The 22100-nt window shown below is 59.2% G+C and carries 20 protein-coding genes; 6 read left to right on the top strand and 14 right to left on the bottom strand.

Annotated elements, in window-relative coordinates:
• Positions 1 to 124: 124 nt before the first annotated feature.
• The 5 genes from B3849_RS06600 to cysQ all read right to left on the bottom strand — a co-directional run bounded on the left by B3849_RS06600 (position 125) and on the right by cysQ (position 4945).
• Complete coding sequence (locus B3849_RS06600; RefSeq protein WP_278424986.1) at positions 125 to 1162, bottom strand: glycosyltransferase family 2 protein; 1038 nt, start codon at positions 1160 to 1162, stop codon at positions 125 to 127.
• On the bottom strand, positions 1159 to 2142 hold the full coding sequence (gene galE / locus B3849_RS06595; protein ID WP_009825625.1) for a UDP-glucose 4-epimerase GalE: 984 nt from the start codon (positions 2140 to 2142) through the stop codon (positions 1159 to 1161). The genes B3849_RS06600 and galE overlap by 4 nt, the downstream gene beginning before the upstream one ends.
• A 24-nt stretch (positions 2143 to 2166) precedes the next feature.
• Entirely contained in the window at positions 2167 to 3066 is a 900-nt protein-coding gene (galU, locus tag B3849_RS06590) for a UTP--glucose-1-phosphate uridylyltransferase GalU (RefSeq protein ID WP_278376324.1), read from the bottom strand.
• 281 nt (positions 3067 to 3347) lie between these two features.
• On the bottom strand, positions 3348 to 4148 hold the full coding sequence (locus tag B3849_RS06585; protein ID WP_005850579.1) for a 3-deoxy-manno-octulosonate cytidylyltransferase: 801 nt from the start codon (positions 4146 to 4148) through the stop codon (positions 3348 to 3350).
• Complete coding sequence (gene cysQ, locus B3849_RS06580; RefSeq protein WP_278424988.1) at positions 4148 to 4945, bottom strand: 3'(2'),5'-bisphosphate nucleotidase CysQ; 798 nt, start codon at positions 4943 to 4945, stop codon at positions 4148 to 4150. Before cysQ ends, B3849_RS06585 begins: the two co-directional genes overlap by 1 nt.
• Before the next feature lie 112 nt (positions 4946 to 5057).
• Here cysQ and B3849_RS06575 point away from each other — a divergent pair, with 112 nt between their 5' ends.
• A complete protein-coding gene (locus B3849_RS06575; protein WP_005850582.1) occupies positions 5058 to 5882 on the top strand; it encodes an ABC transporter permease in 825 nt (274 codons plus the stop codon).
• A gap of 2 nt (positions 5883 to 5884) precedes the next feature.
• Here B3849_RS06575 and B3849_RS06570 read toward each other — a convergent pair whose 3' ends face one another.
• The gene (locus tag B3849_RS06570; protein WP_286779929.1) at positions 5885 to 6487 is read right to left on the bottom strand and encodes an alpha-ketoglutarate-dependent dioxygenase AlkB family protein; all 603 of its coding nucleotides are present in this window, start codon (positions 6485 to 6487) and stop codon (positions 5885 to 5887) included.
• Positions 6488 to 6695: 208 nt separating this feature from the next.
• Here B3849_RS06570 and dnaK point away from each other — a divergent pair, with 208 nt between their 5' ends.
• From dnaK to B3849_RS06550, 4 genes are all read left to right on the top strand, one after another.
• Entirely contained in the window at positions 6696 to 8603 is a 1908-nt protein-coding gene (gene dnaK / locus B3849_RS06565) for a molecular chaperone DnaK (RefSeq protein WP_005850585.1), read from the top strand.
• A 77-nt stretch (positions 8604 to 8680) separates the two neighbouring features.
• Positions 8681 to 9838, top strand: a complete 1158-nt coding sequence (gene dnaJ / locus B3849_RS06560) for a molecular chaperone DnaJ (protein ID WP_005850586.1) — start codon at positions 8681 to 8683, stop codon at positions 9836 to 9838.
• A 106-nt stretch (positions 9839 to 9944) separates the two neighbouring features.
• On the top strand, positions 9945 to 10706 hold the full coding sequence (gene radC, locus B3849_RS06555) for a RadC family protein (RefSeq protein WP_005850587.1): 762 nt from the start codon (positions 9945 to 9947) through the stop codon (positions 10704 to 10706).
• 64 nt (positions 10707 to 10770) lie between these two features.
• Positions 10771 to 11358: a hemerythrin domain-containing protein gene (locus B3849_RS06550; RefSeq protein WP_278424990.1), complete on the top strand. Its 588-nt coding sequence runs from the start codon at positions 10771 to 10773 to the stop codon at positions 11356 to 11358.
• Between the two features lie 3 nt (positions 11359 to 11361).
• Here the strand turns inward: B3849_RS06550 and B3849_RS06545 are convergent, their stop codons facing one another.
• The 7 genes from B3849_RS06545 to B3849_RS06515 all read right to left on the bottom strand — a co-directional run bounded on the left by B3849_RS06545 (position 11362) and on the right by B3849_RS06515 (position 20332).
• Positions 11362 to 12924, bottom strand: a complete 1563-nt coding sequence (locus tag B3849_RS06545; protein ID WP_278424991.1) for a phosphate ABC transporter substrate-binding/OmpA family protein — start codon at positions 12922 to 12924, stop codon at positions 11362 to 11364.
• Between the two features lie 18 nt (positions 12925 to 12942).
• Entirely contained in the window at positions 12943 to 13956 is a 1014-nt protein-coding gene (locus B3849_RS06540; protein WP_278424993.1) for a hypothetical protein, read from the bottom strand.
• 112 nt (positions 13957 to 14068) lie between these two features.
• Positions 14069 to 16204 carry a GumC family protein gene (locus B3849_RS06535; RefSeq protein WP_286779928.1) on the bottom strand — a complete coding sequence of 712 codons (2136 nt, stop codon included), beginning with the start codon at positions 16202 to 16204 and terminating at the stop codon, positions 14069 to 14071.
• Positions 16205 to 16423: 219 nt separating this feature from the next.
• Positions 16424 to 16987 carry a PqiC family protein gene (locus B3849_RS06530; RefSeq protein ID WP_074636576.1) on the bottom strand — a complete coding sequence of 188 codons (564 nt, stop codon included), beginning with the start codon at positions 16985 to 16987 and terminating at the stop codon, positions 16424 to 16426.
• Between the two features lie 3 nt (positions 16988 to 16990).
• Positions 16991 to 19075 carry an MlaD family protein gene (locus B3849_RS06525; RefSeq protein WP_278424997.1) on the bottom strand — a complete coding sequence of 695 codons (2085 nt, stop codon included), beginning with the start codon at positions 19073 to 19075 and terminating at the stop codon, positions 16991 to 16993.
• A complete protein-coding gene (locus B3849_RS06520; protein ID WP_278425006.1) occupies positions 19068 to 19673 on the bottom strand; it encodes a paraquat-inducible protein A in 606 nt (201 codons plus the stop codon). Before B3849_RS06520 ends, B3849_RS06525 begins: the two co-directional genes overlap by 8 nt.
• A gap of 11 nt (positions 19674 to 19684) precedes the next feature.
• Entirely contained in the window at positions 19685 to 20332 is a 648-nt protein-coding gene (locus B3849_RS06515; RefSeq protein ID WP_005850602.1) for a paraquat-inducible protein A, read from the bottom strand.
• Positions 20333 to 20498: 166 nt separating this feature from the next.
• Between B3849_RS06515 and B3849_RS06510 the strand changes: the two genes are divergently transcribed.
• Positions 20499 to 21059 carry a type 1 glutamine amidotransferase domain-containing protein gene (locus B3849_RS06510; protein WP_064217270.1) on the top strand — a complete coding sequence of 187 codons (561 nt, stop codon included), beginning with the start codon at positions 20499 to 20501 and terminating at the stop codon, positions 21057 to 21059.
• A gap of 65 nt (positions 21060 to 21124) precedes the next feature.
• Here B3849_RS06510 and B3849_RS06505 read toward each other — a convergent pair whose 3' ends face one another.
• Complete coding sequence (locus tag B3849_RS06505; RefSeq protein ID WP_037965586.1) at positions 21125 to 22099, bottom strand: C45 family autoproteolytic acyltransferase/hydolase; 975 nt, start codon at positions 22097 to 22099, stop codon at positions 21125 to 21127.
• Position 22100: the final 1 nt, after the last annotated feature.

The raw sequence follows: 22100 nt of genomic DNA, 5'->3' as shown, positions 1-22100 counted from the left end.
TGCCCCGCCGGCCTAGGGCCTTCATTCCATCAGGTTCCAAGCCAATATGTCATGGGCCGTGTTCATAAACAACGTACTTTGAAACAGTTACGCGTTGCCGGGATGACGGTCAGGCCGGGGAATATCAGGCCCAGGGGCTGCGCATCAGGTCGCAGTCTTCCAGATCCGCCGGCCCGGTATAGCGCCGCGCATCTGCGTGCCACAGATCGGGGGCGTCGGTGATCTGGTCATAGTAACCGTCAAACTGTTCCGGGTTGTGAAAATGCTGCCCCCGTGCCTTTTCCTGACGGGACTTCGCAATGATCTCTGGCAGGAACTTACTGTGCAGCAAAACCCCCGAGGCCGTCTTCCCCCCCGGCCCATCGTAGATGTCATTCAGCGCGGGCGGCAGGAGGGAGTGGGTCGAATTCACATAGACATAGCGCCGATGCCAGCGGACCAGCGGTATCTTGTTCAGCGTCGGTGACTGCGTGGGACGATCAGCAAAGAAAACCCGCTCGCGGGCACCGCCCTGCACCCAAAGGTTGTTCATCGGCCACTGACGTACCGCCCGATAGGGAGCGGGGTCGAACCAATCCAGCACCTGCGCCGGGTCTTGGCCGGGGGCATAGAACTGCGCGCCCAATGGGCCCTTCGGGAACATATCCAGCATCAGCGTGCCGAACCCTTTGCGCGCTTTACGCTCAAGTTGATCGGTCAATGCGGGCAGTTTCCGCGTCTCCATCTGGTCATAGACCAGCAGCTCGTCCGCATCGACGGTCAGACACCAGCGCCCGTGCCCATGCCGCCACAGCAGCCAGTTCAGCCAGTCCAGCCCGAACCGCGACGCGCGATAGCTGGCAGAGGTTTGCCACAGGGTCACATCGGGCTGTGCCGCCAGCATTTCGGTACTGCCATCGTCACTGCCATTGTCGATCATCAGAAAATGCGCAACGCCAAGATCGCGGTAGTGATCCAGAAAATATGGAAGCCGCGCGGCCTCGTTGCGCAGCACGACAAAGGCGAGCACGCCGTCGCGCGGAATGGCGGGCCGCCTTGGCGCTTTCAACTGATGCCGCGACCGCAATGCACGCCACAGCAGCCGCCGCCGTTTCAACCGCATCCGATAGGCACCCCATAGCCGGGCCCCTCGCGACGCGGGAACAGCGGCGCTGTCGGTCATGCGCTATAGTGGCCGGTCTGGTGCCATCTCCACGCGTCGGTGATCATCTGCTGCAGGGTCGACCGCGTGGGCCGCCAGCCCAGCTCTGTCTCGGCGCGGACCGAGCCCGAGACCAGCTTGGTGCAATCGCCCGGCCGCCGGTCGCCTTCGGTCATGGGCACGGCGCGGTTGGTGACCTCGCGGCTGTGTTCCACAACCTCGCGCACGGAAAACCCGGTGCCGGTGCCCAGATTGAACACGCGACTGCCCTTATCCTCTCGCAGCCAGTTCAGCCCCAGAACATGGGCATCGACCAGATCGCAGACATGCACATAATCACGAATGCAGGTGCCATCGGGCGTGTCGTAATCGGTGCCAAAGATCGTCAGCGCATCCCGTTTGCCGTCGATAGCGTCCAGCATCAGCGGGATCAAATGTGTCTCGGGCTGGTGGAATTCGCCGACCTCCCCTTCGGGGTCGGCACCGGCCACGTTGAAATAGCGGAAGATCACGCTTTGCAGACCATAAGCGGCCTCGAAGTCGCGCAGGATATCTTCGATCGCGCGTTTGGAGGCCCCGTAAGCGTTGATCGGGTGTTGCGCGCTATTTTCATCCAGCACGACATTATCCTGATCGCCATAGGTCGCACAGGTGGACGAAAAGACGAAGTGTTTGCAGCCTGCGGCGACCGTCGCCTCGATCAGGTTCAGCGACCCTTCGACGTTGTTGCGCCAATAGGTGCCGGGCTGTTTCATGCTATCGCCCACTTGGCTAAGCGCGGCAAAATGCATGACGGCGACCGGCTGGTATTGTTCAAACGCGGCGTCAATCTCGGCGCGGTTCAGCAGGTCACCCTGCACGAAAGGGCCGAATTTTACTGCGTCACGCCAGCCGGTGACCAGATTATCGAAGGTGACGGGGGTATGCCCTGCAGCGGCCAGCGCCTTGCACGCGTGCGACCCGATATAGCCCGCACCGCCGGTGACCAAGATATTCGCCATACGCCCGTCCCTATCGCCCAGCGCTTATTGCGCCGCGGTTTCACCCTGCATGATGTCTTGCAAATACGCACGCAGATCATCGCGCAGCTCTTCACGTGACAGCCCGAAGGACACGGTCGCCTGCAGGAAACCGGATTTGGAACCGCAGTCGAAACGCTGGCCCTTGAAGCGGTAGCCATAGACATCGTTGCCTTGGGTCAGCTCTGCTGCGATGGCGTCGGTCAGCTGGATTTCCCCACCCGAGCCGGACTTCAGCTGGTTCAGGTTCTTCAGCACGTTTGGCGACAGGATATAGCGCCCGATGACGGCAAGGTTCGACGGCGCGTCTTCGGCTTTGGGCTTTTCGACCATGCCCTTCACCTTGACCAGTTCACCATCGGTTTGGCCCTCGTCGATGTCCAGCATCCCGTAGGAGGAGGATTTTTCAGGGTTCACTTCCATCGCCGCAACCATGTTGCCGCCGGTCTCGTTATAGGCTTCGATCATCTGCTGCAGACAGGGTTTGTCGGCAGCGATCACATCATCGGGCAGCATCACCGCAAAAGGTTCGTTGCCGATCAGACGACGGGCGCACCATACCGCGTGGCCCAGACCAAGCGCTTTGTGTTGGCGGATATAGGCGATGGCACCGCTGTCCATATTGGTGCTTTTCAGGATCTCCATCAGCTCTGTCTTGCCCTTGGAGCGCAGTTCCTGTTCCAGCACGGGAGAGTGATCAAAGTAATCTTCCAGCGCGCCCTTGCCGCGGGAGGTGACAAAGATGAATTCCTTGATGCCCGCCGCGCGGGCCTCGTCGATGGCGTATTGCACCAGCGGACGATCGACCAACGTCATGATCTCTTTGGGGACAGATTTCGTCGCGGGCAAAAACCGCGTTCCCAAACCAGCCACCGGAAAAATCGCTTTTGTTACTTTCTTAGCCATGTGAAATCGTCGCCTTTATACATTTACGTGCGGATAACCGAGTTAGCGCTCATTGAATTGCAAACCACCATGCTGCCAGCCCTAAATATGGGCAGCGCCTAAAATATGGCGGCTTCTTGCTGATTTTGCGGTCAAAAGCCCCTTTATGCCGCAGCTTGCACATCTTTGCGCCTTATCCGCCGTTTTCGTTAAATAAATCAAAACGTCGGATCGCCGTGGCTTTATTCATTACAGGTTGCACGCCCCACCGCAATATTGGCGATGGCGGTGGGGCGGTGCGATTACGCCAACCCCATCTCGGCCATCATCGCTTCGATCTTTGGCACATCTTCGGGGTTGTTCAGCTCCCAGAACTGGCGGCCCTTGGCCTCGACCTCGACGCAGAGCACCTTGTGGCTGTTTTCCATGAAGCGCAGCTGCTCCAACCCTTCAAGCTGTTCAAGCGGACCGACCTTCCATGACGGATAGGCCGCCAGCGCGTCGGGGCGATAGGCATAGACGCCCACGTGGTGGAACACCGGCGTGGCATCGGTATCCTCATAGGTTTTCGACGTGAACGGCACGACTTCCTTTGAAAAATACATCGCCGCATGATCCGCTGCGAAAACGGCGGTGGTGCCCCCCACCCGACCTGCTTTGCGGTCGGCCAGTAGCCCGTTCAACGCCGCGCCATCGCAGCGCAATACTGGCGTCGCGATACCGGCATTAGGGTCGCCTTGCAGACCCTGTACAAGGCTTTCGACAAACCAATGTGGTGTCAGCGGCGCGTCGCCTTGCAGGTTCACCACGATGTCATAGCCACCGCCCAGAACCGCATGGGCTTCGGCACAACGCTCTGTCCCGTTGGCACAGTCGACCGAGGTCATCACCACCTCGGCCCCGAAGGCTTCGGCGGCGTCCTTGATGCGATCATCATCGGTGGCCACAACAACCTTGTCGACGCCCTGAACCTCGCAGGCAGCACGCCAGCTGCGTTCGATCAGGCTGCGTGCCGTACCGCTCGCCCCTGTCAACAGCGCCAGCGGTTTCGCCGGATAGCGGGTAGAGGCATAGCGGGCGGGAATGACAATAAGGACCGACATCAGGAGGCTTTCAGTTCAACGCCCGGTGCATGGGCGATAAAGAAGGGGTTGGCGAAATCGGCTTTGCCGTAGGTCAGCGGGGTCAGGTCGTCAAAGCGCACAACGGCCCCACCAGCGCCGGTCAGAACCGCGTGGCCTGCAGCCGTGTCCCATTCCATCGTGCGCCCGACCCGAGGGTACAGATCCGCCTCGCCCGTGGCGATCAGGCAGAACTTCAGCGACGAGCCCGCGCTTTTCATGTCGCGCACATCGTATTTCGCGATGTAGTCATCGGTCGCCTGATCGCGGTGCGACTTGGACGCGACGACCATCAGCGCGGCATTATCCGGCGTAGAGACTGATATCGGCTGCACAGGGCCCATGCTGTCTTTTGGGAAATCGCCAGTTTCCTCGACCGCGCTGCCATCGGCCAGCGTGAAGAACATGCGCGAACGGGCGGGGGCATAGACAACACCGCGTGTCGGCACGCCGCCTTCGACCAGCGCGATGTTCACGGTGAAATCGCCCCGACGGTTGATGAACTCTTTCGTGCCGTCCAGCGGGTCCACGATCAGGAACGTATCGCCCGACGCCGAATGGGTGGCCGACTGCTCTTCCGTGACAAGCATCACATCAGGGAACGCCGCGCGCAGCCCGTCCGAGATGATCTTGTCCGCCGCTTCGTCGGCAATGGTCACGGGGCTTTCGTCGGATTTGGTTTTGACCTCGAAATCATCCGCGCCGTAAATCTCCATGATCTTGTCGCCTGCTTCGATCGACAAACGGCGCATCACCGTTACCAGTTGCTCATAATCCATAATGTCGCGGCCTTTTCAGTTTCGTTGATTACTTTGCGCAAACCCCTTATGATTGCGCCTTGACGGAACAGCAAGAATTCCGTGCGAGGGTACGTCACAAAGAGGCTTTACGATGTTTCAACCAAGGCGCACCAACACGGGCAATTTCCGCTCGGCCGTTAACTTTTTCGAACTCGTCTACCACTCCGTCGTGCGCTCTGTGCGCAAGCAGCACAACAATGCCTTTGCCGCCATCGGGATCAACATCCTGCAAGCGGTGATCTTTGTTGGCGTGTTCTATGTCATGTTCTCGGTTCTGGGGATGCGCGGGGCGGCCATTCGGGGCGATTTCGTGATCTACATCATGACCGGCATCTTTTTGTTTATGGTGCACACCAAAACGGTTGCCGCCGTCGCCGCTGCCGAGGGACCGGCGAGTGCGATGATGAAACACGCGCCGATGACCACGATGATCGCACTGGCTGCGGCGGCCTTGGGCGCGCTGTATATTCAGATGCTATCGCTGATCCTGATCATGTCGGTCTATCACCTCGCCTTCAATCCGGTGGTGATCTACGACCCGTCGGGCGTGATGTTCATGCTGATGATCGCGTGGTTTACGGGCGTGGCCGTGGGGATGGTGCTGCTGGCCATCAAACCCTGGGCACCGGCCTTTACACAGATCTTCACGACGATTTACCAGCGGGCGAATATGATCGCCTCGGGCAAGATGTTTCTGGCCAATTCGCTGCCGTCCTTCATGCTGGCCATGTTTGACTGGAACCCCTTGTTCCACGTCATCGACCAGGCGCGCGGATATGCGTTTATCAACTACAACCCGCGCTACAGTAACTGGGAATATGCGGTTTGGGTCGGTGTGGTCCTGATGGTGATCGGGCTGATGGGTGAATTCTACACCCGTAAACATGCCTCCGCGAGCTGGAGCGCGCGACGCTAGGCTCAGGTCACGACCCGCAGCGTGATGTTGATCCGCCCGCCTTTGGGCAACAGCGTCGATGACCCCGCACGAATGCGATCGATCCCGTGATAGTTCAGCCGTGCCTCGCCGCCCATGACGACAACATCGCCCGATTGCAGCCAAAGGCTGTCGGTCTTGCCACCGCGCTTCTGACCGCCGACGCGCAGCATCCCTTCGTCGCCAAGCGAGATGGACACGACAGGCCAGCGGAAATCCGTCTCGTTCTTGTCCTGATGCAGGCCCATCTTCGCGTCTGACGCGTAATAGTTGATAAGGCAGGACTCCGGCTGCCGCTCCAACCCCGTCAGGTCATTCCAGATCGTCAAAACCTCGGGCGGGATCGCAGGCCACGGGGTCCCGTTGGGGTGGGTTGGCGCATAGCGATAGCCCTGCGTATCGGACAGCCAGCCATAGTCCCCCGCGGAGGTCATACGCACCGACATCTGCTGCCCGCTTGGCATGACGGGGCGGAAGAACGGCACCTGTTTGACCACCCCGCGCACGGCATCCAACAGCCCGCGCTGCGCCGACAACGTAAGGTAAGATTTGTGAATTTCGAAGCCGCGTAACCGCAATATCGTCATCTAAACGCCCTTCTTGCCTGCTTTCGCGAAAAATCCACGCAGAATCCGCCTCTCCTTTCTCATGCAACGGTTGCAGGGTCCATATCTGCTCCTTATATACGCCGAGAACCGCTAAAGGCATCCGGCCTTTGGTGAAAAAGATCGGGGCAAAGGTGCCACAACGGGCCTGCGCTTCGTGTCATCGCCTTGAGTAAAAGAGGGATCAAACATGGCCAAAGTTATTGGTATCGACCTAGGAACGACAAACAGCTGTATCGCCATCATGGACGGCAGCCAGCCTCGCGTTATCGAAAACGCCGAAGGCGCACGCACCACGCCCTCCATCGTTGCGTTCACAGACGACGAACGTCTGGTTGGGCAGCCTGCCAAACGGCAAGCGGTTACCAACCCCGACAACACAATTTTCGGCGTGAAACGCCTGATCGGCCGTCGCAATGACGACGCGGATCTGGCCAAGGACAAAAAGAACCTGCCCTTCACCGTCATGGACGGTGGGAATGGTGACGCATGGGTACAAGCCAAGGGCGAGAAATACTCCCCCTCGCAAATCTCTGCGTTCATCCTTGGCAAAATGAAGGAAACAGCGGAATCCTATCTGGGCGAAGAAGTCACCCAGGCCGTGATCACTGTGCCTGCCTACTTTAACGACGCTCAGCGTCAGGCGACCAAAGATGCGGGCAAGATTGCCGGTCTGGAAGTACTGCGGATCATCAACGAACCGACAGCGGCGGCCCTGGCCTATGGTCTGGACAAGAAAGACACGCAAACCATCGCGGTCTATGACCTTGGCGGCGGTACGTTCGACGTGACCATCCTTGAAATCGACGATGGCCTGTTCGAAGTGAAATCCACCAACGGTGACACGTTCCTCGGCGGTGAAGACTTCGACATGCGCATCGTGAACTACCTTGCGGATGAATTCAAAAAGACCAACGGCGTCGACCTGACCCAAGACAAGATGGCGCTTCAGCGTCTGAAAGAAGCGGCAGAGAAGGCCAAGATCGAACTGTCCAGCGCAAGCCAGACAGAGATCAACCAGCCGTTCATCTCGATGGGCAAAGATGGCTCGCCACTGCACATGGTGATGAAGCTGACCCGCTCCAAGCTGGAGCAATTGGTTGGTGACCTGATCAAAGCGTCGATGAAGCCTTGCGCAGCCGCGTTGAAAGATGCCGGTGTATCCGCATCCGAGATCGACGAAGTCGTTCTGGTCGGCGGTATGACCCGTATGCCGCGCGTCATCGAGGAAGTGACCAAGTTCTTCGGCAAAGAGCCCCATAAGGGTGTGAACCCTGACGAGGTTGTTGCCTTGGGTGCGGCCATTCAGGCCGGTGTTCTGCAAGGCGACGTCAAAGACGTTGTTCTGCTGGACGTGACACCGCTGAGCCTTGGTATCGAAACGCTGGGTGGCGTGTTCACCCGTCTGATCGACCGCAACACCACGATCCCGACGAAAAAGTCGCAGGTCTTCTCGACCGCTGAGGATAACCAAAGCGCCGTGACCATCCGCGTCTTCCAAGGGGAGCGTGAAATGGCCGCGGACAACAAGATCCTTGGCGCGTTCAATCTGGAAAGCATCCCACCCGCACCCCGCGGTATGCCCCAGATCGAAGTGACCTTTGACATCGACGCAAACGGTATCGTTGCCGTAGGCGCGCTGGATAAAGGCACAGGCAAAGAGCAGAAGATCACGATCCAAGCGTCCGGCGGTCTGTCCGATGCGGATATCGAAAAGATGGTGAAAGACGCCGAAGAAAATGCCGACGCCGACAAAGAGCGCCGCGCATTGATCGAGGCGAAAAACCAAGCGGAATCGCTGATCCACTCGACCGAGAAGTCGCTGGAAGAGCATTCTGACAAGGTTGACCCGACCACCGTCGAAGCGATCGAACTGGCCATTGCTGCGTTGAACGACGAACTGGCGACCGACAATGTTGATAAGATCAACAACGGTATCCAGAACGTTACCGAAGCAGCGATGAAACTGGGCGAAGCCATCTACAAGGCGGCTCAGGACGAAAACGAAGACGTTGCCCCGGCTGCGGATGCACCCGAAGGTGACGACGATATCGTCGATGCCGATTTCGAAGATCTGGACGATAACAAGCGCGCGTAAGCACGCCCACGGAACCACTGAAGGGGCCGGTCCGCTTGCCGGGCCGGCCCGTCACGTTCCAGCGTAGGAGCTAATTCATGGCCAAACGTGATTACTACGAGACGCTCGGCGTCGCTAAAGGTGCCTCTGCCGACGAGATCAAAAAGGGCTACCGCACCAAAGCCAAGGAATTGCACCCCGATCGCAATGCCGACAACCCCAATGCCGAAGCCCAGTTCAAAGAAGCGAACGAAGCTTACGAAGTCCTGAAAGACCCCGAAAAGAAAGCTGCCTATGACCGTTATGGTCATGCGGCCTTTGAAGGGGGTATGGGCGGTGGCGGTGGCCATCGTGGCGGCGGCTTTGGCGGCGGCGGTCAGGGCGACTTCTCTTCGGCGTTCTCTGACGTGTTTGACGACCTGTTCGGCGACTTCATGGGTGGCCAGCGGGGCGGCGGCGGACGCCGTGCTGCGCGCGGTGCCGATCTGCGCTACAACCTCGGGATTACGCTCGAAGACGCGTATCGGGGCATGCAGAAGTCGATCAACGTGCCCACCTCTGTGGCCTGCGATTCCTGTAACGGTTCCGGGTCAGAAGGCGGCGCAGAGCCGACCACCTGCCCCACCTGTTCCGGTATGGGCAAGGTCCGTGCTCAGCAGGGCTTTTTCACGGTCGAACGCACCTGTCCGACCTGTTCGGGCATGGGCCAGATCGTCAAGAACCCCTGTAAATCCTGCCGCGGAGCCGGGCGTGTTGAAAAAGACCGTGCGCTGTCGGTGAACATCCCTGCGGGCGTTGAAACCGGCACACGTATCCGTCTGGCCGGCGAAGGCGAAGCAGGCATGCGCGGCGGGCCGTCGGGTGATCTGTACATCTTTATCGAGGTGCAGGACCACAAGCTGTTCGAACGCGACGGGCCAAACCTGTTTTGCCGCGTTCCCGTGTCGATGAGCACCGCCGCCCTTGGGGGCAGCATCGAGGTGCCAACGATCGACGGTGGCCGTGGCCGCGTGCAAATCCCGGCGGGCAGCCAGTCCGGTCGCCAGATGCGTCTGCGCGGCAAGGGTATGCCCCCGCTGCGTGGGGGTGGTACGGGCGACATGATCATCGAACTGGCAGTCGAGACGCCGGTGAACCTGACCAGCCGCCAAAAGGAATTGTTGCAGGAGTTCGAAAAGGAATCCTCCAACAACAATCCTGAAAGCAGCAGCTTCTTTTCGTCGGTGAAATCCTTCTGGGATTCGATGAAAGGGTAAGACCTGATCGCACAAAACATCGGGCGGGGCGCAGGCTCCGCCCTTTTTGTTTTTGCCCCTGCCCGCGTTAACGGGATGATAACCTCTTTGGCCGCAAGCTGGGCCAATGGGACGCAACAACGCTCACTTCTCTGACCCGCGCCTGCCTTTTCTGGGGGACGAAGCGGTGCCCGCACCGCCAGCATCGGGCAAACAGCCGTCGTATATCGCGGATCACCGACAACGTTTGCGCGCACGCTTTATGCAGGGCGGTGCCGCAGCGATCCCGGACTATGAACTGCTTGAACTGGTGCTCTTCCGCGCCATCCCGCGCCGTGATGTAAAACCGCTGGCCCGTGCGCTGATGGACAGGTTCGGTGACTTCAACCGCGTGATCACCGCACCTGAACCACGGCTTAGGGATATCTCGGGCGTGGGCGACGCAGTGATTGTCGAGCTTAAGGTGATTGAAGCCGCAGCCCACCGTATGGCGCGTTCCAGGGTAATGCGGCAGCATGTGCTCTCAGGCTGGGACGCTCTGCTTGATTATTGCCACACCACGATGGCGCACCGCGAAACCGAACAGTTCCGCGTCATTTATCTGGACCGCAAGAACGTCGTCATCGGCGATGAGGAACAGGGCAAGGGCACTGTCGATCACGTCCCCGTCTACCCGCGAGAGGTCGCCAAACGCGCGCTTGAGCTGAACGCCAGCGCGCTTATTCTGGTGCATAACCACCCCTCGGGCGACCCTACCCCATCCCAAGCCGACATCGACATGACGCAGCAGATTTTCGCAGCCTGCAGCGCCCTTGGGCTGACCCTGCACGACCATCTGATCATCGGCAAATCACGCGAGCTTAGCTTTCGCAGCGAAGGGTACTTATAAGCGCAACTGTCGTGTTCGAATTTGCGGAGTTTACCGGATCACCCCCCGGCACTAGCTTTGATCTATGTCCAATACGCCGCCCCCCGACCCGCTTTCCCTGATGCAGCGCGATGGCCTGCCCGATCCGTTGCGTGCGTTGATCAAAGCCTTCCCCCGCGACGGTTGGGAGGAGAACCCGAATTACTCCCGCCTGATCGCGTTCTGGTTGGATCGTCATATGATGTTCCGCCGTCTGTTGGAACAGATGGAGGGGGACGCGCAACTGGCGATGGACCGCGTCGAGCCGCCCGAGACCTACAAACGCAAACTGTCGCGTTTCGGCGGGATGTTGATCAACGATCTGCACGGTCACCACCATATCGAGGATGCCCAGTATTTTCCGGTGATGGCGCAGCTTGACCGAGGTGCGGCGCAGGGGTTCGAGATCTTGGATCGCGACCACCACAGTCTTGATGGTATTTTGAACGATCTGGCCGAGACGGCAAATACCGTCCTGCGCCATGAGGGGGACGCGGCAGGTTTCCTCGACAGTACCGCGGCCATGAAACAGCGGCTGGATGCGTTCAAACCCATGCTGAACCGCCATCTGATCGACGAGGAAGAACTGGTCGTGCCGGTGTTGTTGAAATACGCCCCGCCCCAGTTTCGCTAGGGCTTAGCGCACCCAGACCTCTACCCGCCGGTTGGCCTGACGCCCCCAAGCGGTATCATCGCAGGCCATTGGCATCGCCTCTCCAAAGGCGTCCAGATCCAGCGTCACACGTTCCAGATTGGCGGTAACCGCCGCGGTGATCACCGCTTGCCGCACGGCTTCTGCCCGACGCAGCGCGATGTCACGGTTGGCGAAAGACGCGCCCTGCCCGTCACTGAACCCCACGAACAACAGACGGCGCGCGTCGTACTGCCCCACCTCGAGCGCACGGGCGAGTTGCTGCACGTTTGACCGCGATTGTGCATCCAGACGCACCGATCCCGCCTCGAACCGGAAAGACGTCGACAGCCGCGCCATGGGCTTCAACGCCGCATTCATCCGCTGTAGTTCCTCAAGCGTGATTTCGGGCCCCGCGACAGCAATCGCATTTGTAAATCGGTTGCCCTGATCCTCGACGGGAATCTCTTCGGGCGTCTGATCCACAAACCCCGCGCGCCGGATCACGATCTGCGCCGCAGGGCTGCGGGTAAAGGCCAGAAACTCACGCGCCACCTGCGGCAGACGGCGGGCCGGAAAGTACAGAAACATCGGCGCGGTCAGCGGGTAATCTTCGGTCTTGATGGTGCGGCGCGAGGCATCGAGCGCAAAGCCACAGCTGCCAGAGAGCGTCAACACATCGGTGTCACGTTGTTCGGCATAGCTGGTGATGCCAAGCGCGAAACTGTCGTTTGCCACCGCTTCCGCCAGATCGGCGGGGCGGGCGTGGCGGGTGATATCGTCGGTGAACTTGAGCGTCGCGGGCCGCATCACCTGATCACTGATCGCTTGCGCCAGCCCGCTGCTGGTGTCAGGCAGATGCAGATCAATGGGTGCGTCCGGCCCGCCAAGCGCCTGCCAATTGGTCACCTTCCCCGCAAAGGCCCGCGCCAACATCAACGGAGAGATCTGCTTGACCGGGTTCGAGGCCGACACCACCGGCACCACAGCATCAAGCGACAGCACGCGACTGCGGTTCAGGCCCGTCATATCACCCAACCCCGCCTCGCGCGCGCGGACCCGCTCTTCGGGGCGCATTTCGCGCAGGGACATCACGATATCCGCCTCGTCCGCCAGAAGATCGGCAAAGCCTTCGTCACTGTTGCTGGCCCGGAACATGAACAGTGCAACGGTTTGTTCGCTTTTTTCGTCGATCAACCGATAGGTAAAGCGGTGTTCGTCTTCATCCTCGCGCACAGCGGCATAGCCGTTGCGCTGCGCAAACCCGTCGATCAAGGCAGGCATCAACACTTCGCCCATCGTGGCCGAACCCGAAAGCTGCAGCTCGGCGACGAAAGGATCCAGATTGGGGCAGCCCGGCCCTTCGCATTGAACGCCGGTGCTGTCGACCGTCAGCTCGCCATACTCGGTTTCGACGCGGTAGAACTCGCCATCAAAGCCCAGCAAGGTGCCGCTTAGTTCAATCTTGCCATCACGGGAGGACAGCGCGACATCCTGCGCCCCTGCGGACAGCGTCGCCGAACATAAGAAAAGTGCGGCGAGAACCGCCGCACGTATAATCGTGATCATAAGACCCCAAGCGTTGCGTTAGTGTCCCGCAACCTTCATGTCTTGGAGCAGATTATTCAACACAAGAAAGCTGCCGACCGCATCACAATCCGGCACTGCGACGCTTAGGTCGCGCGTTCTAAGCGTGGCATCGCCAAGCAGTTCGATCGATTGCGCCTCTATCTCCTGGCCGCAGTTCGCCTGGATCACTTCGGCTTCCACGGTCAGCGCAACGCGGGCATCGGCGTTTTCCATCGCAGCGGGGAATGTGTACACCTCGGCCACCAGTGGCTCTGCCGCGCTGAGGTCGCCGTTCACAGTCATAAATCCGCCTTCACCGGTGATCGCGGCGGCAACGCTGCGCGGCTTGCCAGCCCAGACATGGCCCGAACCATCATAGTCGGACCCGAATTCGCGGGCGTGCATCTGGAAACCCGTGTCGCCCTTCCATTGCAGAACCACGCGGTCAAATTCGGCCAGATCATCAATCTTCGCATCCGCAACCGCGCCTTCGCCGTTTCCGAAAGCAATGACGAAGGTCGCATCCTGCGCAAGCGCCGGAACGGTAATGTCCAGCGCGCCGGTGTCAGATGTGGTTTGGGTAAAGATCATGCCGCTGTGATGCACTGTGATCCGTTCGTTTGGCATGCAGGGTGCCGCCAGTGTCAGGTTCACCATAGCTGCCGCGACGGGGCGCGCGTTCGCGGTGATATCGCAGGTCTGTGTGGCCGCTGGTTCCGTCGCAATTGGGGCGGAAACTGGGCGAGAGATCGGTTCGTCCGCGCTTGCAGCGGCCAACATGACGGGGGCAGAATCGGGCAGCTCCACCGTGGGCTCCAGCGGGGCTGCATTGAACTCGGCCGAGGTGAGGACGATGTCTTCGACCTCGAGCACGGCGTTCTCGTTGCTTAGCCGGCGTAGCTCTTGCTCTTTCACAGCGGCGTCAGAGCCATAGCGGGCTGTCGCAGCGTCAGAACTTTGCATCACGTAGCCGATGCCCAAAGCGCAGGCGAGCGTGCCAGCAGCTGTTGCGATCTCTTTCATACGTGCCATCTGAGGGTCCTCACTGGGATAACTTCCCAATGAATATCGCTTAGCAGAGCGGCCCTGTTATGACCCTTGAGGGGAAAGATTTGGGCAGTTTTGAGGCATGCCCAAGCCTTGCTTAGCTGTCGTAATAGCCCTTGCCGTAGGCCCCATAGGCACCGTATTCGCCGCCATAGCCATAACGTTTCATGCCCTTCTCATCGATCTGGCTGAGCACAAGACCGGTGATCCGCTGGTTCGAGTTGTGGAAGAAACGCATGGATTCCTCGACCAGACCCTTGTTCGTGCTGTCCCATTTGACAGAGAACAGGATCGCGTCGGCATTCTGCGAGATGATACGTGCATCCGGCACAACCAGCACAGGCGGCGTGTCGATGATGATGAAGTCATACTGATCGCGCATCTCGGAGATGAAGGATTTGAACCGATCGGAGGAGAAGATATCCGCCGCGTTCACATTGGTCTTTTCGCCGCCCAGAACATCCGCGCCAAAACCGTCAGGCGTATGGATCGCATCGGCGAATTTCACATCGCCGTTCAGGACAGACGCGATGCCGTTGCGCGGCATATCGGGGAAGTATTCGTTCAGCGTGCGGCGGCGGATATCGCCTTCGACCAGCAGGACGGATTTGCCCAGACCGGACAGGAATTTCGCCAGCGACAGCGAGACGGTGGTTTTACCCTCTCCCGGGATGGACGAGGTCGATACGATGACCTGCGGCTTTTTGTCGAGGTTCGACAGCATCAGCGAGGTGCGCAGGTTGCGGATCGCTTCGGCGGCGGCAGACGTTGGCTTGTCCGACAGATACTTGAGCGTGTCCTTGCGATGACGCGTAGGGATCAGCGGGATCTGCCCGATCACGGTATAGCCGGTGTGTTGCTCAAGCTCGTTCGCGGTGCGGAACGTGCGGGTTCTGAATTCGCGCAGCAGTACGAGCCCCGAGCCGACCATCGCCCCAAGGATCATCGCCAGCGCAATGATCTGCGATTTCTTCGGCGCGCTTGGTGAATTTGGCACGACCGAGCTGGACAGCATGCGGCTGTCGGCCTTCTGAATGCCTTCTTGGGCAGAGGTCTCTTTAAGGCGGGTCAGGAAATATTCATACAGTAGACGCGTTGCTTCGGATTCACGGGTCAGCTGTTGCAACTCGATCAGGTCTTGCCCTTGCGAGGCCAGCTGCGCCGCAAGCTCTTCTTCCGAGTTGCGCAGCGCCTCAAGTTGTTGCGTGCTGCGCACAAGATCGGCCCGAACCCGTGTCATCACCGTATCAAATCGCAGGTCAAATGCCGTCTGGTTCGTTTCCGACGACAGCCCGTTGCTAAAGATACGCGTCAGTGCGGCGTCTTGCGCGGCGTCGAGCTTTTCATCGGGCGTTTGCGCGGCCTCTAGGTCAGCAAGGCGTGTTTGAAGCGCCTCGCGGGTCAGGGCGGCACCATCAATGCGGTCACGGAGCTCTTTGATCTGACGCTCAAGCGCTTGCAGGCCCTCGATCGAAACCAGTTGGGTGCGCGCCGTAAATTCGGATACTTTCTTCTCGGCATTCTCAAGCTCGATCTGAAGCTCGGACACACGGTTGCTTAGCCATTCAGTCGCTTTTTCCGTCGCCTCGAATTTCACTTCGATCTGGTTGAGGATGTACAGTTCAACAATCGTATTCGCGATCTGGGCAGATTTAACCGGAGATTCCGTTTCAGCCGTGACGTTGAACACAAGGCTTTGGCGGATGTTAGAAACCGAGACCTTGTCCAGCAAAGCCTGCACAACCGCATCGCGGGTTTTGGCTTTCTGAAGTTCAGGGTCCAACTCTTCTTCGGGTGGCCCCGAAGACAGCATCCCCTTGAGGCCAGAGATCATGCCACCGATCATGGATGGTTCGCGCAGTTCGCCGTTGAACTCAGGGTCATCAATCAGGTTCAGCCGGTCGACAACTTTGCCCGCCAACCCACGGGACCGCAGCACTTCGACCTCTGTATTGACCTCGGTGCTATCGCCGGAGAATCCGCCAACCACGGCCTGCAGGTCCACGATGCTGTCTTCCTTGGTGTCCAGCACCACAACCGCGGTGGACCGATAGGTCGGCACAGCCACGCCATAGGCATAGTACCCCGCCAGCAGCATGAAAATCAGTGTGACAGCAGCGATAATCAGTTTGCCGCGCCACAACGTACCAATCAGCGCGCCAAGATCGATGGTGTCGTCATCTTCGTCCCTGGGCCCGGAAAAGTTCGATTGGCTTTGGTTCATCATATGCATGTGGTCCGTTGATCATGGCCAGAACTGGCTAAAAGTAATGTATCAGGCAAGATGCCCGCGGTATCGCAGGTAGCGTCAACGGGCATGAGATGAAGAAGGTCTGCCTGTTATGCGATTGCGCCCAAAGGGTGATGGCGGCCTTGCTAAATCCTTATGAAAAAAATTCAATCAAAAGTCGTGTAAAATTGTCCCCTATCGGGAAATCGCGCTGGAATTACGTCACTTTAGTCCATTCTTGGCGATGTAGCTGGCCAAATCAAGGATCAGTTGCCCCCGTGCCGCCGCTATGGCAGCCGGACCCCCCTTGGGGTCGAAAGCTACGGTCAGGTCAAACAACCCCGATCGTTCGCTTCCACCGGTGGATACGGCGACGAAATACTGGCCCGAGGCGCGGAACTGGCCTGTTTCAGCGGCCAGCAATTCGGTGAACCGCAGCTCAAGCCGGGCATCGGGGTAGGCTTCGAATGGCCAAGGCTCGGATGCGATCCGGCGGTTGGTGAGGCGCGACAGGTTCTCGCTCAATTCCAATGCGACGGCCCGTTCGGGCGAATCCGCCCAAAGTTCGTCGGAAGAGCTCACCAACGTGCCGTTCGATTTGCGCACGTGGATTTCATCGGCAGCCGCATAGCTGGGCAGCGATACGTCACGCACTTCGACAGAGTTGAAGCGGATGCTCACCTGCTCTGTGACCGGGGGCATGTCCACGGCATAGCGATCTGCGGATCCACAAGCGGCAAGAAAGGCCACGAGACCAAGGCTTGCGATACTTTTTACAACGTTCATATTTTACCGTCCCAGCAACAATGAATTGGGGTTACGTTCAATGGTGCGCGCCAAGGATGCAAGCGCATCGGCTGCTTTTTGGATATCGCGCATGGTTTCCTGTGCGGTACGGCTGATCTGATCACCCTTGTTGTACCCTTCAATTGTACGCTCTGCCTGCGTGAACAGGGTCGACAGACGGTTCACGATCTGTGGCAGGTCTTGTGCCGACACCGCGATGTTATCCGCCGCGTTACGCGCGGATGCCAGCGTCTGGTTCACGTTCTCGACCGCGCCGCCTTCGCGCAGTTCTTGCAGCGTATAGTTCAGCTCGTCCAGGGCGTTTTTCAGCGATCCGGGCAGCGCCACGGCGTCCGGTGTACCAATCACCTGATCGGCAGAGCGGGTCAGCGCGGTCAACTCGTCCACCAGCTGTTGCAGTTCCAGCTCGCTTGCCTTGGCGGCGACGGCCTGCATCTCTTCGACCAGTTCGGGCACGCCCTCGGTCGAGGTGCTGAAGGAGGTGGCGGCTTCCGAGACGGAGTCGACCGCATCCAGCAGACGTTTCGCCATCTGCTCTTCCTCGAGTGTCGCGACCAGCGTCTCGACACGCAGCAGCGTGGCGTTCAGCGATACGGGGATATTCTGCACCGAGTCCGACGATACCAGCCCCGTGACCTCGTTGATCAACGTGCGGACATCGCGCGGGGTCTGTTGCAGCTCGTCACTGCCAACAAAAGCCTGTAGCGAATTCATCAGACCGATGGCGCTGTTCAACAGCTCTTCGATGGGCAGGTTGTTGATACGGCTAAAGACACCTTCGACAGTGGCAGCGGCATCTGATGTTTCGTTCTTGGTCGTCGGCATAACAGGGAAGTTTTCGCCCGCGGCCACCAGACGCCCGCTTGGCGCGTCTTCGACCACCACCAGTTCAACCTTCAGACCACCGGTCAACAGGCTGGCAGAGGCAAGCCGCGCGCGCAGACCGTTCACAACACGGTCCTGCAAGAACGCCAGCGCGCTTTCGGCAGATACATCCCCCGGCAGGCCAAGCCGCGCGGGCTGGATGGCCAGCGTCACGTTCAACCGCACGCGGCTGTCACCAAACTGGTCGTAATCCACGATACCGGCAAGGGAGTCGACCTCGCCGATGTTCAGACCGCTCAGCTCGACAGGGGCGCCGACGGCCAGCCCGGAGACGTTTTCATCAAAGATCACGTTGATCAGCAGCGGCTCGACTTCCGAGGCGTTGAAAACCGCGCTACGGGCGTCTTCCTTGCTTGGGAAAATGTCGAAGACGGTGCCGTCTTGCACGCGGTCGCCGCCGGAAACGAATGTATCAAACGTCACCCCGCCCCCGATAAGCGTCGCAATGGACTGAAAGTCGATCTCGGCACCACCTGGCCCGAGGGAGAGGCTGAAACCAGAGCTGTCCCAGAAACGTGTGCTGCTGTTGATCAGGTTGCGGTGCTCTTCGTAAATTAGCGCCTCTACGATGGCAAAGTTCCCGCGTGGGGCGATCTCTGCCTTGCCCAGACGGCCCACCTCGATCCCGCGATACAGGATCGGGGCATCATCGGTCAGGGTGCCGTTGCCGACGGTGCGAAAGGCGATTTGCAGACCGGATCGTCCGGCGCGGATCAGCGGTGGCGAATCCGACCCGACGAACCGTTCGGCAAAATCGCCCACTTCGTCATTCCAGCTGCCCTCGATATAGACGCCGCTGAGCACCGTACCCAACCCCGAGATCCCCTGCGCCGAAACCTCGGGCTGGACGATCCAGAAAGATGCGCTGGCGTCGATAAAGGGGGCCACATTCTTGTCCACGCGGATCGACGCGACGACCTTGCCCAGACCGGTGGTAAAGCCGACTTCCTCGACCCGGCCAACGGTCACGTCACGGTAACGCAATTCGGTCTCGCCCGCCTTGATGCCGGCGCCTTTGTCAAATTCGACAAAAATCACCGGACCGCGGGAATTATAGCTGCTGAACGCAACGCCCAAAGCCGCAACCAACGCCAGGATCGGAATGATCCAGACGATCGACGCGCTGCTCAGGAACAGTTTGCGCGCGGATTTAACCTTAACCTCGGGTGGCGTGTCAGACATGTTGATCGGAGTCCCCATCGAAAGCATTCGTGTCCCAGATCAGTCTGGAGTCGAAGGCCTGTGCAGAAAGCATGGTAAAAATGACCGACAAGGCGAAAAACATGCTCGCAGGGCCGGGGTTAATGGTCGCAAGGGTTTTGAGTTGCACCAGCGACGAAAGGATCGCAACCACAAAGATATCGATCATAGACCAGCGGCCGATATACTCGACGATTTCATACATCACATGGCGCGACCGATGTGCCGCCGCATTACGCGTCTTAACGCTGACCGCCAGATAGGCGATTGCCCAGAACTTGGCCAGCGGGATCGCGACCGACGCGAGCAGGATGATAAAGGCAATACCGTAAGAGCCGTGATGCGCCAGTTCGACCGCACCGCCGACGATGGTGCTTTCATCCACCTGAAACAGGGTCCGCGTTTTCAGCATCGGGTACATATTGGCGGGGATATAGCACATCAGCCCCACGACCCAGAACGCCCAGACCCGCTGCATACTGCCAAAGTCGCGCGACAGCATCTTGTGGCCGCAGCGTTGGCAGACAGGCGTGCCGATAGGCCACGCACGGGTACACCGTGTGCAGGCCACCAACCCCATTTCGCGGGCGCTTAGGATTTTTTGGGATTTTCCAGCGAATTCCATACCGACCATTTACACATGAATTTGTCCTGCGCCACAATCAGAACAACCAAACCACAAAACATCCAGAAAGCTGGCCCAAACCCCACAGTAGCCAGATCGGCAATCTTCACCAGCGCCACGGCACAGCCAAGCGCGAAAATCTCGGCCATCGACCACGGTTGCAACGCTTGCGACAGGCGGAACGCCTGCATGGCGTGGCGTGCGGGCGGCAGGTCCAGCACGATGGGCACCAGTACATAGAGCGTCAGCATCACCCGCGCCAGGGGCACCAGCATGATCAAGGCAGCCGTCGCCAGCGACAGCAGCAAAAGCGGCCCGCTGGAAAACGCCAGCGCCGCGTCCATCACAGAGACAGAGTTCTTGTTGCCCGCCGCATCAATATCCAGAAACGGAAAGAACGTCGCGCCAAGGATCAGAACGAAGGTGGCAATGGCGATGGCAATGATCTTCAGCCCCGCCTTTTTGCGCGGTTCGATCAACACGGTGTGGCACCGTTCGCACACCGCCTTCTCGCCAACCTTGGGCACCTTGAGGTGATACACGGCGTCGCATTGGGGGCAGACGATGATCTCCTCCAGATTGACGGATGGTGCAGGGTCGACGGTGTCTTTCATCCCCTTGGTATAAAGGAGATCACAAACCGTGTGTATCGAATTCTGGACACGAAAAATTCATTCTCGGCATCGGCGGAATCCCGTCAATGCAGGTTCCAGCGCTGGAACATTCGCGCAGTGTCTTTGTTGTGTCGGTGAAGATAGCGAACATGAAAGGAGCTTTCTAATGACACAGATCACAGACGCGAAAATTCTGATCCTATCCACCAATGGTTTCGAGCAATCCGAGCTGGAGCGCCCGTTGAATGACCTCAAGGCCAAAGGGGCCACGGTGCATGTTGCCACCCCTGATGGCAAAGACATCAAGGGCTGGGACAAAGACGACTGGGGCAACACAGTTGCTGCCGACAAAGCCCTGTCGGATGTCACTGTTGATGACTACGACGCGATTGTCCTGCCCGGCGGTCAGATCAACCCCGACCTACTGCGCGCCAACAAGGACGCCGTATCGCTGATCAAAAGCTTTGCTGACGCGGGCAAGACCGTTGCCGCGATCTGCCACGCCCCTTGGCTGCTGATCGAAGCAGGCATTATCAAAGGCCGCGCCGCAACCTCCTACGCCTCAATCGCGACGGATGTGAAAAACGCCGGTGCGCATTACGAGGACAGCGAAGTCGTCGTGGACCAAGGCATCATCACCAGCCGCTCCCCGGAAGATCTGGATGCGTTTATCGCCAAGATCGTCGAGGAAGTCGAAGAAGGTGAACACAACCGCAAAGCCGCTTAAATCCGGCGACAGCGAAACACAAAGGCGGGGTATGTGCCCCGCCTTTTTCATGTGCAGGGATAGAGTTACGCCACAACCCCCGGCATCAGGACGTTGCGCGACCCTTCCTCGAACGCGTCCAGCTTCTGATGCCAGACGGTTCCGGGCCAGCGATGCTCCATCTCGCGTTTGCGGGGGCGATAGACAGCGGTATAAAGCGTGCCGAAGCCTGCGTTGAACTGGTGCGAATAGAGCGGCGGTTTCAGGAACGTGTTGATGAATTTCTCTTCCGGATCACGGTGGAACCGCAACCGTTGCAGCAGATATCTCTCGCGTTCAACCGTCGCCGTAAAGCGCGCATGGCTGATCCATTCGACGTTTTCCTGATGGTTGGTCGCCACCGCTGCCTTGGTGATGATCGCAGGCCGGTCCGGTGCCATCAGCGCCGTCAGATACTTGCGTTTGCGGTCCAGCACGGTGACGTTATAGCTCATGTGGGTCGGCACACGTGCCAGAATTTCGCCCGCTTGCTCGGCAGTCTCGCAGGTTTGCAGCACATAGCGCAGGATCAGCGGCACGCCAAAGCCCACCCCCACCACACGACGGCCCCCAAAGGTGAGCGAGATCGACAGCCCCGCATCGTTCACCCCGTCTACAAGCCCGAACAACCCGTCAGAGGTGCCCATCACGCGGCGCCCCTTCCAGCCGGTGTGCAGCACCAGACTGTCGAAAGCATTGGTGTTATAGTCATAATTGCGCACCATGACAGGTTCCTTGCCGCCCCAGACCGCCTGACTACATCCCGACAGATAGGGCGGCGGGCAGTAAAAGCTCAGGAACCTTGCCGCCAGATCACCCCCGCCCGCCTGATCACATAGATCTTCGTACAGCGGGATGAGGTCGGGCATATGCGCCTTGAGCGCACGACGACATTCGGCATAGGTCGGGCGCGCGGGCTCGCCCTCCTTCAGCCACCATTTACGGTAGTGAGGCCAGTATTCGGCGAAAAGCCCGGCCCATTTGGGACCGGGCAATTCTTCTGAAATGGCACGCCACAGCATG

This window comes from Sulfitobacter sp. UBA4523, from assembly GCF_002388305.1.
GTDB classification, from domain to species: Bacteria; Pseudomonadota; Alphaproteobacteria; order Rhodobacterales; family Rhodobacteraceae; genus Sulfitobacter; species Sulfitobacter pontiacus.
This window is presented reverse-complemented; position numbering and strand designations above follow the sequence as displayed.

Coding starts and splice junctions, on each gene's coding strand:
- dnaK (WP_005850585.1), top strand. CDS start 6,696: ATGGCCAAAGTTATTGGTATCGACCTAGGAACGACAAACAGCTGTATC.
- B3849_RS06570 (WP_286779929.1), bottom strand. CDS start 6,487: ATGACGATATTGCGGTTACGCGGCTTCGAAATTCACAAATCTTACCTT.
- B3849_RS06505 (WP_037965586.1), bottom strand. CDS start 22,099: ATGCTGTGGCGTGCCATTTCAGAAGAATTGCCCGGTCCCAAATGGGCC.
- B3849_RS06550 (WP_278424990.1), top strand. CDS start 10,771: ATGTCCAATACGCCGCCCCCCGACCCGCTTTCCCTGATGCAGCGCGAT.
- B3849_RS06600 (WP_278424986.1), bottom strand. CDS start 1,162: ATGACCGACAGCGCCGCTGTTCCCGCGTCGCGAGGGGCCCGGCTATGG.
- radC (WP_005850587.1), top strand. CDS start 9,945: ATGGGACGCAACAACGCTCACTTCTCTGACCCGCGCCTGCCTTTTCTG.
- B3849_RS06525 (WP_278424997.1), bottom strand. CDS start 19,075: ATGTCTGACACGCCACCCGAGGTTAAGGTTAAATCCGCGCGCAAACTG.
- B3849_RS06545 (WP_278424991.1), bottom strand. CDS start 12,924: ATGATCACGATTATACGTGCGGCGGTTCTCGCCGCACTTTTCTTATGT.
- cysQ (WP_278424988.1), bottom strand. CDS start 4,945: ATGGATTATGAGCAACTGGTAACGGTGATGCGCCGTTTGTCGATCGAA.
- B3849_RS06585 (WP_005850579.1), bottom strand. CDS start 4,148: ATGTCGGTCCTTATTGTCATTCCCGCCCGCTATGCCTCTACCCGCTAT.
- galU (WP_278376324.1), bottom strand. CDS start 3,066: ATGGCTAAGAAAGTAACAAAAGCGATTTTTCCGGTGGCTGGTTTGGGA.
- B3849_RS06535 (WP_286779928.1), bottom strand. CDS start 16,204: ATGCATATGATGAACCAAAGCCAATCGAACTTTTCCGGGCCCAGGGAC.
- galE (WP_009825625.1), bottom strand. CDS start 2,142: ATGGCGAATATCTTGGTCACCGGCGGTGCGGGCTATATCGGGTCGCAC.
- B3849_RS06575 (WP_005850582.1), top strand. CDS start 5,058: ATGTTTCAACCAAGGCGCACCAACACGGGCAATTTCCGCTCGGCCGTT.
- B3849_RS06510 (WP_064217270.1), top strand. CDS start 20,499: ATGACACAGATCACAGACGCGAAAATTCTGATCCTATCCACCAATGGT.
- dnaJ (WP_005850586.1), top strand. CDS start 8,681: ATGGCCAAACGTGATTACTACGAGACGCTCGGCGTCGCTAAAGGTGCC.
- B3849_RS06530 (WP_074636576.1), bottom strand. CDS start 16,987: ATGAACGTTGTAAAAAGTATCGCAAGCCTTGGTCTCGTGGCCTTTCTT.
- B3849_RS06520 (WP_278425006.1), bottom strand. CDS start 19,673: ATGGGGTTGGTGGCCTGCACACGGTGTACCCGTGCGTGGCCTATCGGC.
- B3849_RS06540 (WP_278424993.1), bottom strand. CDS start 13,956: ATGGCACGTATGAAAGAGATCGCAACAGCTGCTGGCACGCTCGCCTGC.
- B3849_RS06515 (WP_005850602.1), bottom strand. CDS start 20,332: ATGAAAGACACCGTCGACCCTGCACCATCCGTCAATCTGGAGGAGATC.